The following is a 16,893-nucleotide window of genomic DNA, read 5'->3' on the forward strand; positions in this document are numbered from 1 at the left end:
TGTCGATGCCGAAGACCATTGTCGATGCGCTGTACGACGACACCGGCGACACCGGGCCCGCGCTGACCTTCCTGAGCGACGGCACCCCGGCCGGGGCGACGAACTGGTCGCGTTCCGAGCTGCTGGATCAGGTGGAGCGTTACGCCACCGCATTTCTCGAACGCAACGTCGGACGCGGCGATCGGATCGTGCTGGCGGTGGGCCCCGGCCTGGATTTCGTTGCGGCCCTGTACGGAATCCTGTCGATCGGCGCCGCCGCGGTGCCCGCGTTTCCACCGCTGCGGGGCAAGGATGCCGACCGCTTCGCGGCGATCGTGCGCGACTGCGATCCGGCGCTGGTGGTGCTCGACGAGCTGCTGCTGCCGCGAACGGCGGCGCTACAGGACGCGGACCACCGGTTCGCCACGCTGTGCCCCGCGGACGTGGCGCGGCTGGGAACGGTGTCCGGTGTGCGGGTCGCCGCGCCCGCCGCGGAGACGACGGCGCTGATCCAGTACACCTCCGGGTCCACCGGACAGCCCAAGGGTGTGCTGATCACGCACGAGAATCTGGTCAGCAATTGCCTGTCGATCCAGCGCAACGTCGGGACGGCGTCCGGCCCGGGGTTCTCGTGGCTGCCCCCGTACCACGACATGGGGCTGATCGGGGCCCTGATCTACCCGCTCTACCACGGGTATCCGATCGTCACCATGTCCCCGCTGCACTTCGTGCAGGCTCCGCTGCGGTGGCTGGCGGGGATGTCGCATTACCGGTCGGTCATGACGGCCGCGCCGAACTTCGCGCTGGATCTGTGTGTGCGGGCGGTGGCGGCCGAACCGGTCGCCGACCTGGATCTGTCGGCATTGCAATCCCTGTGCTGCGGTTCGGAGCCGGTGCTCGAGCCGGTCGTGCGGCGATTCGTCGACACCTTCGCCGACTACGGCCTGGCGCCCACGGCCGTGCTGCCGTGCTACGGCATGGCCGAGACCACGCTGTTCGTGGCGGGGAAACCGGCGGGCACCCGGTATCGGGTCATGCCCGCCCCGGTCGGGAACGGCGAGGCGAGCGGGCCTGCCACGACGCTCGCGGTCAGCAGCGGGCGGGTGGACCCGGCGCACACGGTCGTCGTGGTCGATCCCGCGTCCCGCCGTCCGGTGGCCGACGGTGCGGCCGGTGAGATCTGGGTGTCGGGTCCCAACGTCGCGGCGGGCTACTTCGGCAGGCCCGAGCTGTCGGCCGAGAAGTTCGGTGCGACAATGGATTCCGAAGACGATACCGGGTACCTGCGCACCGGGGACCTGGGTTACCTCGACGGCGGCGAGCTCTTCGTGCTCGGCCGCATCGACGATCGGATCGTCATCTGCGGCCGCAACATCTATCCGCACGACGTGGAGGCCGCGCTCGCCGCCGCGCATTCCTGGATCGCGAAGGTGGCCGTGGTCGGCGTCCCGGTCGACGGCGAACAGCGGCTGGGGGTGCTGATCGAGGTGAGGTCGGAGGCGGCCGAGCCCGACCTGCCGGTCCGCGCCGAATCCCTGGTGCGGGAGACCGTGATTCGCCGGGTCGGTATCAATCCCCACATCATTCGAATCGGTGGCCGGCGCACGGTGCCGACCACCACCAGCGGAAAGCTTCGCCGAGCGGAGGTGCGCGCCCTGCTGGCGGCGGGTCGGTCACCGCACGAGTCCGAGAGTTCGAGAGGTCGGCAGGATGTCCCTGTTCGCTAGCGGTAGCACGCGGTCGTTCACCGGCCCGGTGAACGATCACACTCTCCGGCGCTGGCTGGTCGAGGAACTGGCGATGCGGATCGGGACCGCGCCGCGGGCGGTCGACCCGATGCGGTCCTTCGAGAGCTACGGGCTCGATTCCCGGACGGCCGTGGAGATTTCCGGCGCCCTGGAGAAGATTCTGCACCGGCGGCTGTCGCCCGCGGTCCTGCTCGACCATCCGACCGTCGACGATCTCGTCGGCCACCTGGTCGCCACCGGCGTCCTGCCGAGGAGCGCCGACGACGACCCGGCGGGCGGGGCCTGAGATGCGCGCACCCGGCAGACTGCGCCTGTCCTCGGCGCAGGAAGCGCTGTGGCTGGCGCAGAAGATCCGGCCGGAGGTGCCCAACATCATCGCGATGTACTGGGACATCGACGGCGAGATCGACGTGGTCACGATGCGCGAGGCGCTCGCGGATGTGGTGGCCGAGATCCGGCCGTTCCTGGTCAATTTCGGTGAGGACGAGCACGGTTCCTACCAGTTCCGCCGCGACGATCACCCGGTCGCGCCGGTGGTGGCCGACGTCGGCGGGCGGGCCGATCCGGTGGCCGCCGCCCGCGCCATTGTCGCCGGAAATGCCGGTGCGACAGTCGATCTCGGTACCGGAGACCTGATGCGGCTGGGCATCGTCGCGCTGGGCCCGGCTCGGTATTTCGCGTTCCTCGCGGTGCACCACCTGCTCATGGACGGTTACGGCACGGTGTTGTTCATGCGCCGCGTCGCGCAGGTGTACACCGCCAAATGCCAGGGCGCCCGGGCGGTTCCGACCGCGTTCGGTGGCCCGGAGGATGTCAACGACGCCGATCGTTGCTATCTGGAGTCCGCGGTCGCCGCCGCCGACGGCCGATTCTGGTCGGAGCGGCTGGCCGGTGTCCCGGAGCCGGTGACCGTCGCGCGGCACCACGATGCCGATCGCACCGGAGTCGTCGGGTACCGCCTCGACATTCCGGCCGCCGAGGCGGCTCGCTGGCTCACCGGGGCGACCGAGGTCGGGCTGTGGCTGCCCGACTATCTCACCGCCGGGGTCGCGGTGCTCGTCCAGCGGCTCACCGGCGCCGACGATTTCGTGGTTCGATTCGCCGTGGCCAACCGGAGCGGGGCGGCGCGGCTGCAACCCGGCGTGCACGCGAATTTCGCTCCGCTGTGGGTGTCGGCCCGGCCGGATACCGTCTTCGCCGCGCTCGCCGCCCATATCGGAGACGACCTCCGCGCCGCGGTCGAGCATGCGCGGTACCCGATTTCGACGGTGCTCGCCGACGCCGGGTGGTCGGGGCGCGGCGGTCTCGGGCCCGCGGTGAATGTCATCCCGTTCACCGAGGTGCTCGAATTCGCTGGCAGCCCGGGACATTTGGAGGTGCAGTCGGTCGGCGCGGTGGACGATCTGCTGATCACCGTGTACGAGGATCAGCGGCGCGCCGGGCTGGTCGTCCGGTTCGACGGAAACGCCGCTACGTACAGTGAGAACGATCTGGCGGTCCTGGCCGAGCGGTTCCTGGCGGTGCTGCACCAGGTGACCGCCGATCCGCGCATCGCGATCGGCCGCGTCGACGTGGTCACCGACCGCGAACGCGACCTGCTGCGCCGATGGTCCGAATCCGAGGCGCCGCAGCCGGATTCGACGGTGCCGGAGCTGTTCGCGGCACAGGTGGCGCGCTCGCCCGGGGCCGTGGCCGTGGTGAGCGGCGATATCGAGGTGACCTACCTCGAGCTGGCCGACCGGGCGGACCGGCTGGCCGGGGCGCTGCGCGGCCGGGGGGTCGGCGCGGGCTCGGTGGTGGCCGTGGCGCTGCCCAGATCGGTGGATCTGGTGGTGGCGCTGCTCGCGGTGCTGCGGGCCGGTGCCGCCTACCTTCCGATCGATCCGAATTACGCGAGCGAGCGGGTGTCGTTCGTGCTGGCCGATGCCGCACCGGCACTGCTGATCTCGGATTCCGGGACGCTGAAGGTGTTGCCGGACACTGAGATACCGGTGCTGCGCATCGATGATGCTGCCTACCCGCCGGTCGCCGGTCTCGGGAACGGTCCACGTCCGGGCGATCTCGCCTATGTCATCTACACCTCCGGGTCCACCGGAACGCCGAAAGGTGTTGCCGTCGAACATCGCACCGTCGCGAACCTGGTGCCGCAGATGCGGTCCCGGATGGGACTCGAGCCGGGGACGAGAATGCTGGCGGGCACCTCGGTCGGCTTCGATGTGTCGGTCTTCGAGATCTTCGCGCCATTGTGCACCGGCGGCACGGTCGAGCTGGTTCGCGACATTCTGGCGCTCACTGAGTCCGGCGCCCGGACGGGCGGGGCGATCAGTACGGTGCCGTCCGCGTTCGCCGAGGTGATCGATCGCACGGACGGGGCGATCGCCCCCGCTGTCGTCGTCTTCGCCGGTGAGGCACTGCCCATGGATCTCGTTCGCCGCGTGCGCACCACGATGCCGGGCGCGACCGTGGTGAACGGGTACGGGCCCACCGAAACCTTCTACTGCACCAGCCACATCGTCGGTGCCGCGGACCTCGGGGAGACCTCGGTGCCGATCGGCACCCCGCTGGGCAGCAACCGGGCCTCTGTGCTCGGACCGGGGTTGCTGCCGGTTCCGATCGGTGCGACCGGCGAACTGTATGTGTCCGGCGCGGGATTGGCGCGCGGGTATCGCGGACGGCCCGGGATGACGGCGTCCCGATTCGTCGCCGACCCGTCCGATCCCGCCGGGGGCCGCATGTACCGCACCGGTGATCTGGTGCGATGGGGCGGTGACGGACTGCTCCGGTACGTCGGCCGCGCCGACGATCAGGTGAAGATTCGCGGATTCCGAATCGAACCGGGGGAGATCGAGGCGGTGCTGGTGTCGCATCCGGCGGTCGCGCGGGCGGCGGTGCTCGCGCATGCGGTGGCGGGCGAGCCGACGCTGGTAGCGTACGTCGTCGCCGAGCGCACCGCGCTCGACGGCGGCGAGCTGCGCCGGTTCGCGAGTACTCGGCTGCCTGGCTACATGGTGCCGTCGGCGATCGTGGTGCTGGACCGAATGCCCTTGACGGCCAACGGGAAACTGGACCGTCGGGCCCTGCCGGAGCCGGTCTTCGCCGCCGCCGAGTACCGGGCGCCGGAGGGCGTCGAGCAGGAGGCCCTGGCGGCGATCTTCGCCGAGGTACTGGGGGTCGAACGGGTCGGCATGGACGACGATTTCTTCGATCTCGGCGGGCATTCGCTGCGGGCGGCGCGACTGGCCGCGCGGATCCGCGCGGTGCTGGGTGTGGAGGTGACGATTCGGCAGATCTTCGACACACCGACCGTTGCCACCCTGCTCGAGCGCATCGACCGGCAGGCGGCGGTCCGTCCGGCGCTGATCCGGCGGCCCGGCGCGGACCCGGTTCCGCTGTCGTTCGCCCAGCACCGGCTGTGGTTTCTGGACCGGTTCGAGGGCTCCTCGGCCACCTACAACATTCCGCTGGTGCTGCGGCTGACGGGCCGACTCGACGTCCCGGCGCTGCGGGCCGCGGTCGCGGATGTGGTGATGCGGCACGAGAGCTTGCGGACCGTCGTGGTCCCGGACGGCGATGGCGCGGCGTTCGCGCGGGTGCTGCCGGCCGAGTCGGTGGCCGTGCCGGTGAGTGAAATGGAAGTCGCTGCGGCCGAGCTGAACTCGGCGATCGAGGCGCGGACCCGGTACACGTTCGATTTGACCGCGGAGATCCCGATCCGGGTGTCGGTGCTGCGGTCGGGCCCCGAGGAGTTCGCGGTCCTGCTGCTGATGCATCACATCGCGGCGGACGGCTGGTCCATGGCGGCGCTGACCCGGGACGTGTCGACGGCGTATACGGCGCGCCGCGCCGGGAACGGACCGGAGTGGTCGGCACTGCCGGTGCGGTACTCGGACTACGCGGTGTGGCAGCGCGAGCTGCTGGGTTCGGAGTCGGATCCGGACAGCGTGCTGGCCCGGCAGTTCGAGTACTGGCGAGCCGAGCTGGCGGGCGTACCGCAACCGCTGCGGTTGCCCTTGGATCGGCCTCGGCCGCAAGCCCTCTCGTATCGCGGCGACGCGACACGATTCGTCGTCGACGCCGCGCTCTACAACGCGGTCGGAGACCTGGCCGGACGTCGGGGCGTGACGATCGCGATGGTGTGGCAGGCGACGCTGGCGGTGGTGCTGTACCAGCTCGGCGCGGGTGAGGACATCGTGGTCGGCTCGCCCATTGCGGGCCGGGTGGACGACGCGGTCACCGACTTGGTCGGCCTGTTCATCAACACCTGGGTGCTGCGCGTCGATCTGTCCGGGAATCCGTCGTTCGCAACGGTGTTGGAGCGGGTTCGGGGAAAGGCGTTGGCGGCCTACGATAATCAGGACGCGCCGTTCGAGCGGCTGGTGGAACTGCTCAATCCGGAGCGGTCGACGGCGTATACGCCGCTGTTTCAGGTCATGCTGGCCTGGCACAATACGCCGCTGCCGGAACTGGCCCTGCCGGGCGTGCACGGCACCGCCGAGATCGCCGATGCCGGTACCGCGCGCTTCGATCTGTCCTTCGACCTGGTCGAGGATGTCGATGCGGACGGCGGGCGAGTGGTGCGCGGGCGGATCGAATTCGCGACGGACCTGTTCGACCGCGCGACCGTCGAGGCGCTGGGGCGGCGCTTCCTCACCGTGGTGCGGGCCGCGGTCGCCGATCCCGAGGTGCCGGTGGGGCGGATCGACATTCGCACCGCCGAGGAACGGGAACTCTTGCGCCGCTGGAACGATACGGCCGCCGAGTTGCCGGTGACGACGCTGGCCGATCTGTTCGCGGCTCAGGTCGGTCGCTCGCCCGGGACTGTCGCCGTGGTCGACGGTGATACGGAGCTGACCTACGCCGAACTCGCCGACCGGGTCGAGCGGCTGGCCCGCGTGCTGCGCGGGCAGGGTGTCGGCATCGAATCGGTAGTGGCCGTGGCGCTTCCGCGGTCGGTGGATCTGGTGGTGGCGCTGCTGGCCGTTCACCGCTCGGGCGGGGCGTATCTGCCGATCGACCCGAAATATCCCAGCCAACGCCTGGAATTCATCCTCGCCGATGCCGCGCCAGCACTCCTCGTCTCCGATGGGGAGACACGGAAGTCGCTGCCACACACCGGAATACCGGAGCTGCTGCTCGACGCGCTACCGTTCGACGCCGGTTCGGATGCCCGGTTCGAGGCCCTGTCGCCGCGCACTCTGGCCTATGTCATCTACACCTCCGGTTCGACGGGACGCCCGAAAGGCGTTGCCGTCGAGCACGGTAGTGCCGTCGCGTTCGTCGCGCAGGTGGCCACGCGTCTGCGCGTTGCCGCCGGAACCCGGGTGCTGGCAAGCACTTCGGTGAGCTTCGATGTGTCGGTCCTCGAGATCTTCGGCGCGCTGTGCACCGGGGGCACCCTCGACCTGATTCCCGACATCCTGGCGCTCGGGGAGCTGCGGTCCTGGTCCGGTGGCGTGATCAGCACGGTCCCCTCGGTATTCGCCGAGCTGCTCGATCGGCTCGACGGCTCGATCGAGGCCGGAACGATCGTATTCATCGGGGAGCAATTGCCGCTGTCACTGGCCCGGCGGGTCCAGGCGGCCATTCCCGGTGCAGTCATCGTCAACGGTTACGGACCCACCGAAACAACTGTTGCCTCAACGGAATACGCGCTCCCGGCCGGATCGGGGCTCACCGGAGATCCGGGCGAATCCACGGCCAGGTCGGTGCCGATCGGTACGGCGCTGGGTGGCGAACGGGTCCATGTGCTCGGTCCGGGGCTGGTGCCGGTTCCGGTGGGTGTGGTGGGTGAGTTGTATATCGCCGGTGCGGGAGTCGGTCGGGGATACCGGGGGCGTGGGGGATCGACGGCACTGCGGTTCGTCGCCGATCCGTTCGACTCGATGGGTGGGCGAATGTATCGGACCGGTGATCTGGTGCGTTGGGGTCGTGATGGATTGCTCCGGTACGTCGGTCGGGTCGATGACCAGGTGAAGATCCGTGGGTTCCGGATCGAACCGGGGGAGATCGAAACGGTTCTCGAGACCCATCCGGCTGTTGCGCGCACGGTGGTCGTCGCACGCGGCCGAAACGGTAGCGCCGACCGGCAGCTGGTCGCCTATGTCGTCGCGGTCGAGGGCACGGCACCCGACAGTGACGAACTACGCCGATTTACCGGTGCCCGATTGCCGGAGTACATGGTGCCCGCGGCGGTGGTCGTCCTGGAGGGATTGCCGCTGACCGCCAATGGCAAGCTCGATCGCCGCGCGCTGCCGGACCCGGTGTTCACCGCCGGGGAGTACCGCGCCCCGCGCACGGAGCAGGAAAAGACCCTGGCCGCGATCTTCGCCGATGTGCTCGGCGTGGAACGTATCGGCCTCGACGACAACTTCTTCACCCTCGGCGGACAGTCGGTGCTCGCGGCCCGGCTCGTCGGGCGGATCCGGTCGGTGCTCGGCGTGGAGGTGCCGATCCGGCTGGTCTTCGAGGCGCCGACGGTCGCCGGGCTGGCCGAGCGATGGACCGACCTGATCGCGACCCGACGCCCGCAACTGCGCAGCCGGGAACGGCGGTGAGCGCGATGATTCCCCTGTCGTTCGCCCAGCGTCGGCTGTGGTTCCTGGACCGATTCGAGGGCTCGTCGTCGACGTACAACATTCCGCTGGTGCTGCGATTGACGGGCCGATTGCAGGTCCGGGCCCTGCGCGGCGCGCTGGCGGATGTGGTGGCGCGACACGAGATTTTGCGGACCGTCGTGCAGGAGGACGCCGACGGCCCGCATGCGCGAATACTCCCGGCGGGCTCGGTCGAGGTACCGATGGCCGAGGCGGAGGTATCGTCGGCGGACCTGGACGGCGAGCTCGCGGCCTGTGCCCGATACGAATTCGACCTGACCGCCGAGATCCCGATCCGAGTGTGGCTGTACCGCATGGGATCCGATGCGTTCGCGGTACTGGTGCTGCTGCATCACATTGCGGCCGACGGCTGGTCGATGGCCGCGCTGGCCCGCGATGTCTCCGCCGCCTACACCGCACGGCTGGTCGGGGGCGCTCCGGCGTGGCCGGACCTGCCCGTCCAGTATGCCGACTACACCCTCTGGCAGCAGGACCTGCTCGGCTCGGAGACGGACCCGACGAGTGTGCTCTCCCGCCAATTCCGTTACTGGCGCGAGGAACTGGCGGGCGTGCCGCAACCATTGCAGCTGCCGCTGGACCGGCCCCGCCCGCAGACACCGTCGCATCGCGGCGACACCGTCGCCTTCGTCCTCGACCCCGGCCTCACCGCCGCGGCCGAGGACCTGGCCCGGATCCGCGGCACGACCGTGGCCATGGTGTGGCAGGCCGCCTTCGCGGTCGTGCTGTACCAGCTCGGCGCGGGCGACGACATCCCGCTCGGCGCACCGATTTCCGGACGCACCGAGGACGAGCTGGTCGATCTGGTCGGCTTCTTCGTGAACACCTGGGTGCTGCGCGTCGATCTGTCCGGGAATCCGTCGTTCGCAACGGTGTTGGAGCGGGTTCGGGGAAAGGCGTTGGCGGCCTACGATAATCAGGACGCGCCGTTCGAACGGCTGGTGGAACTGCTCAATCCGGAGCGGTCGACGGCGTATACGCCGCTGTTTCAGGTCATGCTCGCCTGGCACAACAATCCGCGGCCGCGGCTGGATCTGCCCGACCTGACCGGGACCGCGGAGCTGGTCTCGACCGGCACCGCCAAGTTCGACCTGACCGTCGATCTGATCGAAGGGTTCCGGGACGGGCGGGTCGTGGAGGGCAGCATCGAGTACGCGACAGACCTGTTCGACCGCCCCACCATCGAGGCGCTTGCCCAGCGGTTCGAGGCGGTGATCCGGGCCGCGGCCGCCGATCCGGACCGGATCGTCGGCCGGATGGATGTGCGAACCACCCGGGAACGAGAACTCCTGCGCCGCTGGAACGATACGGCTGCCGAGTTGCCGGTGACGACGCTGGCCGATCTGTTCGCGGCGCAGGTTGTTCGCTCACCTGAGACGCTCGCCGTGGTCGACGGGGATACGGAGCTGACCTATACCGAACTCGACGACCGGGTCGAGCGGCTGGCCGGAGCATTGCGCGGGTTGGGCATCGGCATCGAATCGGTAGTGGCCGTGGCGCTTCCGCGCTCGGTGGATCTGGTGGTGGCGCTGCTGGCCGTTCACCGCGCCGGTGGGGCGTATCTGCCGATCGACCCGAAATATCCCAGCCAGCGCCTGGAATTCGTTCTCACCGACGCGGCACCGGCGCTGCTGATCACCGATTCCTCGGTGCGACAGACGCTGCCGCGCACGCCGATTCCGGAACTGCTGCTCGACCGGCCCATCGCCGATACCGCGAACGATATGGTTATCGGCCTGTCGCCGGGAAATCTGGCCTACGTCATCTACACCTCGGGCTCGACGGGACGGCCGAAGGGGGTCGCCGTCGAGCACGGCAATGCCGTCGCGTTCGTCGCGCAGGTGGCCACGCGTCTGCGCGTCGCCGCCGGAAACCGGGTGCTGGCAAGCACTTCGGTGAGCTTCGATGTGTCGGTCCTCGAGATCTTCGGCGCGCTGTGCACCGGTGGGACCCTCGAACTGGCCCAGGACGCTTTGCGGCTCGGCGAGCCTTGCGGCTGGTCCGGCGGTGTGATCAGCACGGTGCCATCGGTTTTCGCCGAGATTCTGGAGCACGCGCAGGGTTCCCTCGAGGCCGACACCGTCGTATTCATCGGCGAGGATTTACCGTTGTCGCTGGCGCGGCGGGTGCAGGCGGCGATTCCCGGCGTGGTCGTCGTCAATGGCTACGGACCGACCGAAACCACCGTCGCCTCAACGGAATACACGCTCACCGACAGCGAATCGTGGAGTGCCACGGATATGTCGGTTCCGATCGGGCGGGGGCTGGGTGGCGAACAGGTCTACGTGCTCGGCCCGGGTCTGCTGCCGGTTCCGGTTGGTGTGGTGGGTGAGTTGTATATCGCCGGTGCGGGGGTCGCTCGCGGGTATCGGGGCCGTGGAGGTTTGACGGCTTCGCGGTTTGTGGCCGATCCATTCGGCTCGGCGGGTGGGCGGATGTATCGGACGGGTGATTTGGCGCGGTGGGGTGGTGATGGGTTATTGCGATATGCCGGTCGGGCCGACGATCAGGTGAAGGTCCGTGGATTCCGGATCGAACCCGGGGAGATCGAAACGGTTCTGGAAACCCATCCCGACGTCGCCCGGGCCGTCGTCGTCGCCCGCGGTCGGAACGGCACCGATCAGCGCCAGCTGGTCGCGTATGTCGTTGCCGCGGAAGGGCGGACGCTCGACGACACCGCAGAGCTGCGGCGGTTCACCGGAATTCGATTGCCGGAGTACATGGTTCCGGCGGCGATGGTCGTCCTTGACCGTTTACCGTTGACCGCCAATGGCAAACTCGATCGCCGCGCCCTGCCGGACCCGGTGTTCACCGCGGCCGAGTACCGAGCGCCGCGAACGCCCGAGGAACAGGCCCTGGCCGCGGTTTTCGCCGAGGTATTGGGGGTAGACCGGGTCGGTCTCGACGACAACTTCTTCACCCTCGGCGGCGACAGCATCGGATCCATGCAGGTCGTCTCCCGGGCCAAGGCCCGCGGGCTGCTGGTGCACCCGCGCCAGCTCTTCGAATTCCGCACGGTCGGCGAGCTGGCCGCGGTCGCCGTGCCCGACGACTCGGGGCGCACCGGCCTGGCGGAGTTCCCGGGTGGCGGCCTCGGGGACGTGCCGCTGCTGCCGCTGTCCGCGTCGTTCTTCGCCGATGGTCACGGCTATCCGCAATTCGCGCAGTGGCTGACCTTCCGTCTTCCGCGCGGCACCACGCGCGCGGTCGTGCTGGCCACGCTCGACACGGTCATCGCCACCCACGACGCGCTCCGGGCCCGGCTGGTGCCCGGTACCGGCGCGGCCTGGTGCCTGCGCATCGAGCCGGAACTCTCGGTCGGCCTCGACGGCCTCGTCCACGAGGTGGACCATGACGCGGCCTACGACTCCCCGGACCGGCCGCGGCTGCTGACGCACGAAATCGACACGGCCACTGCCAGATTGGACCCCCGAAACGGAATCATGCTGCAATTCCTGTGGTTCCGCGCCGCCGACTCGGACGACCGGCTGGTCATGATCGCCCATCACCTGGTGGTGGACGGCGTCTCCTGGCGGATACTCGCACACGACATAGCGATCGCGTCCGGCCGGGCAGCGCAGGGGCTTCCCCCGATTCTGCCCGCGGCGGGAACCTCGGTGCGGCGCTGGACGCACGCCCTGACGGCGTGCGCCGACACCGACCCGATCGTCGATGAACTGCCCTGGTGGCGAACCGAACTGGGCCGACCCGATCCGCTGATCGGCAGCCGCCGCTGCGATCCCGCCGTCGACGTCGCCCGCGATATCGCGGACGTCACCGCCTGGGCCGCACCGGATGTCACCGAGGCGGTACTCCTCCGATTGCCGGGCCGGGCCGTCGACGGCCTGCTGGCGGCGTTGGCGGTCGCGGTGATCGGCTGGCGCGACGCGGGTACGTCCGCGGACCCGTCGATGCTGGTATCGCTGACCGGTCACGGCCGCGACGAGGAGCTGGCGCCCGGCGCCGACCTGTCCCGGACCGTGGGCTGGCTGGCGACGAATTTCCCGGTTCGCCTGGATCTTTCGGGCATCGACCGGAACCGGCCGCCGGTGGAGGTGATCGCCGACGCGGTCGAGGCGGTGCACGCCCGGATGCGGCGGCTACCGCACAACGGCAGCGGGTACGGGCTGCTGCGGTACCGCAACCCGCGGACGGCACCGGAACTGGCGTCGTACCCGGTCCCTCAGGTCGGGTTCAACTACCTGGGCCGGTTCGGGTCTCACGACGCGGCGGACGGTCACAACGGACGCGGCTGGACACCGGTGGCCGAATCCAGCGGCGGCCGACGCGATCCCGATACCCCCGTGACGCTGGCACTCGACATCAATGCGGCCGTGGTCGATACGCCGGACGGCTCTCGCCTGTGCGTCACGTTCGGATTCCACACCGCCGTCCTGGATTCCGCTCGCGTGCAGGACCTGATCGACCACTGGAACGCGGCCCTGCATGCCCTGGCCCGGTACGCGGCACAGCCGTCCGGGGCGCTCGTCCCTTGACACCGATTCCCCATCCGGAAAGTGGAGCATGAACATACCTGTCCGATCACCGAATCTCGTTCTCGCCGTTCTCTGCGTCTGCGTCTTGGTCATCAATATGGACGCGATGATCGTGAACGTGGCGCTACCGAGCCTCGTCGAGCAGTTGCATTCCAGCACAAGGGAACTCCAGTGGATCGCCGACGCCTACAACCTCACGTTCGCGGCGCTGGTCCTGGCCGCGGGTAGCCTCAGCGACCGGTTCGGGCGCCGCGGCGCCCTGCTGTGGGGCCTGGGGCTGTTCGCCGTGGCCTCCGGGCTCGGCGCGTTCAGCCGGACGACCGCCGAATTGATCGCGGCGCGTGCGGTGATGGGTATCGGGTCGGCGCTGATCTATCCCGCGACGCTGTCGATCCTCACCAGCGTGTTCGTCGAGCGGCGCGCGCGGGCCGCCGCGATCGGCATCTGGGGTGCGGTCTCCGGGGTCGGCATCGTGCTCGGCCCGGTCATCAGTGGTGTTCTGCTGCAATACTATTGGTGGGGCAGCGTGTTCATCGTGATGGCGCCGATCGGCCTGGTGTGCCTGGTGCTGAGCGCCACGATCGTCCCGACCTCGCGGGACCCGCAGACGCCGCCGCTGGACCGCAGCGGCCTGGTGCTGTCCTGCCTGTCCACCGGCGCGCTGGTGTACACGCTCATCGAGGCGCCGCGGCGCGGCTGGGAGAGCGGGTACACGCTCCTCGGATTCGCCGCGGCCGCAGTACTTTTCGCGGCGCTCATCGTGCGCGAGACCAAGGCGACCAGCCCGATGCTCGACGTGGGATTGTTCCGCAATGGGCGATTCTCGGCGGCCTGCGGTGCGATGACGATAGCCTTCTTCACCCTGTACGGCTTCACCTTCCTGGCCACCCAGTATCTCCAGTTCCTGAAGCTGTATACGCCGATGCAGACCGGCTTCCGGTTGATTCCGGTGGCGATCGGCATGGTGTTGGGTTCGGTGCTCGGCGGGCGGCTGGCCCTGATGTGGGGCACCAGGGTCATCGTCGCGGGCGGGTTGGGTCTGCTGGCCGTCGTGTACGCCTGGTTCACCGTGGAGACCGCGGGCACGAGCTATCCGATCCTCGCCGCGCAGATGACCCTCATCGGAATGGGGCTGGGCAGTGTGGCGGTTCCGGCCACCAACGCGATCATGGGCGTGGTGCCCGCCGCGAAGGCCAGCGTGGGATCGGCGCTCAACGACGCCACCCGGCTGCTGGGCGGCACGCTCGGCATCGCGGTCATCGGCAGCCTGTTCCAGTCCCTGTACACCCACCGGCTCATCGAATCGGCGGTGCCGGGCCTGCCCCACGACTCGCTCGCCAATGCCCGGGACTCACTCGGCAACGCCCTCACCGAGGCCGGAGCCCTGGCCGACAGCGGCCGTGCGGCCCTGGCGAAAACGCTCACCGACACCGCGCAGTCGAGCTTCCTGCACGGCTTCCACACCGATTGCCTTGTCGTCGCGGGCATCACCGCGGTCACGGTGGTGGCGTCGCTGTTCTGGCTGCCCGCCGAGGCGCCCGCCGCCGACGAGGCGGACGACCCGGCGTCCTCGGCCGTCACCGGAGTCCGGGACTGATCGCGCCGACACCGGCCCCCATGGCAACCGGCCGCAGCCGCCGAGGGGACGGCTGTCGCCGGTGCGGGTCTCCACGGTCGATGGCCACGATCGTGGAGACCCGCGATCAGCCTGGTGTTCCGTGGCGGATATCGCGGGGGGTGACGCCGAAGCGGCGGCGGAAGGCGGTGCTGAAGGTGCTGGCGGAGCCGAAACCCAGGTCCAGGGCGAGGGCTGCGATGGACTGGTGGCGGTAGGTGGGGTTTTGCAGGCGGGCACGGGCGAGTTGCAGGCGTTCCTCTTTGATGAGTTCGCGGGGTGTGGTGCCGCCGTGCTGAAGGGCGAGTTGCACCTGGCGCAGCGACCAGCCGAGCGCGCGGGCCACATCGGCGCCGACCAGTTCGGGATCGTCGGCATGTTGCCGAATATAGTGGCGGACGGCGGATTCCACGGCATGTAGATGATGCGGTTCGGTGGGCTGGTCGCCGAGAATATGCATGCACAGCAGGTCGACCAGTCGTTCGGCGATCGCGTCGAATTGCTGGTGGGTGAGGGTGTCTCGTTCGGCGATCAGACCGGTGGCGAGATCCGAGATCACCCGTCCCATACCCGATTTGAAATTCAGTAGCCCCGCCGGTTGCCTGTGGCCGAGGCGATGATCGATCTCGCCGCGGGGAATGGTCATGGTCAGTCCCGCGGTGCCATCGATCTGGCTGAAGGCGAACGGTCGATCGATGGTCACCAGGCAGCCGATGCCGGGCGTCAGGGCCGCGGGCCGATCGGGCTGCCAGATCGCGACGCGGCCGGTCGTGGGCAGCATGAGGCGGTAGTCGTCGTCGGAATCGGTGCGCACCTGTCCCGGAGTGCGGTAATAGGTGACCGCATCCGCTCGCCAGCCGATGATCTGATATTTGGCGGTGCGCCGAAGTGCGGTGCGCCCGTGGAAGTCTCGTCGGCGCGGGAATGCGTGACCGATACGCCGACGATGGTGCGATTGAATCAACTCGGCCCAGTAGTCGGTGCGTTCATTCGGAGCGACCGTGTGTGTCGTCGCGGACTCGACCAGATCGACTCCGTCGTTCATCGGCATCCTAGGCAATGCGCGGCAACAACGGCACCAGCCGGTCCCAGCGCGAGATCTGGCATCCGTCGGTCCGATTGACGGTGGTGTCGAGCGGCTGGCCCAGCCAGGTGCCGACAATATGGGCGGTGGCCGGTCCGCCGTCTATTCGGGTGCATACCGCCCGCGGCGCCACGGGCGTAAAGGGATTGCTCGAACCGCGATGCATCTCGGCGGCCAGCTGGTCCAATCGGTCGCAGACGGCGGCCGCATCGGGATAGGTGCCTCCGGCCGGGTGGCACTTCAGCTCGTACAGCCCATCGCGATTTCCACTGTGGCCCACCGTCACCGTCAAGTTGTCGGTGAATACCGGCTGCGACGGATCGGCGGCGGCGATGCCGGCGGCGAATCCCGCAGCACCGGCGGCCACAACGAATGCGAATGCGACAGTACGTAACACCGTGTACTCCAGTTCCTGCTGATCGTCGGTCCGCCATCGGACATCATAACCCGAGGCCCGTCGACCACCTCCGCCGACCGAGGCGTTTCGGGCTGTGTCGCTTGGTCCTAACCAGCGGCAACCCCACCGGCTCAGGCCACCACGGCCAGCAGCGTCGTCATTGATTCGGTGAGTTCTGGGTCGCCGTCCAGTTCGCAGCGTCGGCGAGCGTCGTCGATGGTGATGCCGCGGGTGGCCAACCGCCAGAACGTGTCCGGGTCGGTTCGCACGGTCGCGGCCGGTTCGGTGGCGGCCGCGTCGGTCAGGTCCCAGTTCGCCCCGTCGGAGACGGCGGTCCAGCGCCCGCCCGCCGGACCGGTGATCTCGACCCGAACCTCGGTGCCGCGCGGTCGAATTCGGTCATGCAGGGCGACCGGCAGCGCGTGCAGGAACGCGACCAGCACCGGCCGCATCAAGACCACCTCGTCGGCGCCCGGACGCGACACCGCGTCCCGGATCTGCTGCTGATGGACCCAGAATTCGGTGTAGTCGCGGGCGATATCGAGCCACGCCGGACTGGCGCCGGGCCCGGCCCACGACACGTCCAGGTGCGCGGGCCCGGCGAGATCGGTTGCGGCCCAGACGGTATCGAGCTGCGGCCCCAGATGATCGAGCAGATCGACGAGCAGGCGTGGGCTGCATTGCCCCATCGCGCGCACGAATTCATCATTGACCCGCGCCAGATAAACGGGCAGGGTCTCGCCGTCGTCGAATACCGCACCGCCGTACCGATCTCGGCTGCCGGAGATCCGCCGCAGGTAGTCATTGAGGACGTGAGCGGCCACATCATGCACGGTCCAGCCCGGACACACCGTCGGCCTGACCCAGTCCGCCGAATCCAGCGACCGCAGCAACTCGAGCAGCGCCCGCCGCTCGAGCGGAAACAATGGCCGAGTATCGAGCGGAATCATGATCGTCAGTAGA

At 69.0% G+C, this 16,893-nt stretch carries 8 protein-coding genes; 5 read left to right on the forward strand and 3 right to left on the reverse strand.

Going from position 1 to position 16,893, the window contains the following annotated elements; all coding sequences use genetic code 11:
• The first annotated feature begins 5 nt into the window (after window positions 1-5).
• Genes HPY32_RS10785 through HPY32_RS10805 form a run of 5 tightly spaced genes read left to right on the forward strand, consistent with a single transcriptional unit; the run spans window position 6 to window position 14,431 of the window.
• Window positions 6-1,706 carry a fatty acyl-AMP ligase gene (locus HPY32_RS10785; protein ID WP_171982781.1) on the forward strand — a complete coding sequence of 567 codons (1,701 nt, stop codon included), beginning with the start codon at window positions 6-8 and terminating at the stop codon, window positions 1,704-1,706.
• Window positions 1,690-2,013: an acyl carrier protein gene (locus tag HPY32_RS10790; RefSeq protein ID WP_067590588.1), complete on the forward strand. Its 324-nt coding sequence runs from the start codon at window positions 1,690-1,692 to the stop codon at window positions 2,011-2,013. Before HPY32_RS10785 ends, HPY32_RS10790 begins: the two co-directional genes overlap by 17 nt.
• 1 nt (window position 2,014) lies before the next feature.
• Window positions 2,015-8,281, forward strand: a complete 6,267-nt coding sequence (locus HPY32_RS10795; protein WP_067590584.1) for a non-ribosomal peptide synthetase — start codon at window positions 2,015-2,017, stop codon at window positions 8,279-8,281.
• 5 nt (window positions 8,282-8,286) lie between these two features.
• A complete protein-coding gene (locus HPY32_RS10800) occupies window positions 8,287-12,834 on the forward strand; it encodes a non-ribosomal peptide synthetase (RefSeq protein ID WP_231951942.1) in 4,548 nt (1,515 codons plus the stop codon).
• A 28-nt stretch (window positions 12,835-12,862) separates the two neighbouring features.
• A complete protein-coding gene (locus tag HPY32_RS10805; RefSeq protein ID WP_067590575.1) occupies window positions 12,863-14,431 on the forward strand; it encodes an MFS transporter in 1,569 nt (522 codons plus the stop codon).
• A gap of 106 nt (window positions 14,432-14,537) precedes the next feature.
• Here HPY32_RS10805 and HPY32_RS10810 read toward each other — a convergent pair whose 3' ends face one another.
• From HPY32_RS10810 to HPY32_RS10820, 3 genes are all read right to left on the reverse strand, one after another.
• Window positions 14,538-15,494: an AraC family transcriptional regulator gene (locus tag HPY32_RS10810; protein WP_067596008.1), complete on the reverse strand. Its 957-nt coding sequence runs from the start codon at window positions 15,492-15,494 to the stop codon at window positions 14,538-14,540.
• A gap of 7 nt (window positions 15,495-15,501) precedes the next feature.
• The gene (locus HPY32_RS10815; protein ID WP_197696549.1) at window positions 15,502-15,930 is read right to left on the reverse strand and encodes an SSI family serine proteinase inhibitor; all 429 of its coding nucleotides are present in this window, start codon (window positions 15,928-15,930) and stop codon (window positions 15,502-15,504) included.
• 131 nt (window positions 15,931-16,061) lie between these two features.
• Entirely contained in the window at window positions 16,062-16,880 is an 819-nt protein-coding gene (locus HPY32_RS10820; protein ID WP_067590571.1) for a maleylpyruvate isomerase family mycothiol-dependent enzyme, read from the reverse strand.
• Window positions 16,881-16,893: the final 13 nt, after the last annotated feature.

This window comes from Nocardia terpenica, assembly GCF_013186535.1.
Taxonomy (GTDB): domain Bacteria; phylum Actinomycetota; class Actinomycetes; order Mycobacteriales; family Mycobacteriaceae; genus Nocardia; species Nocardia terpenica.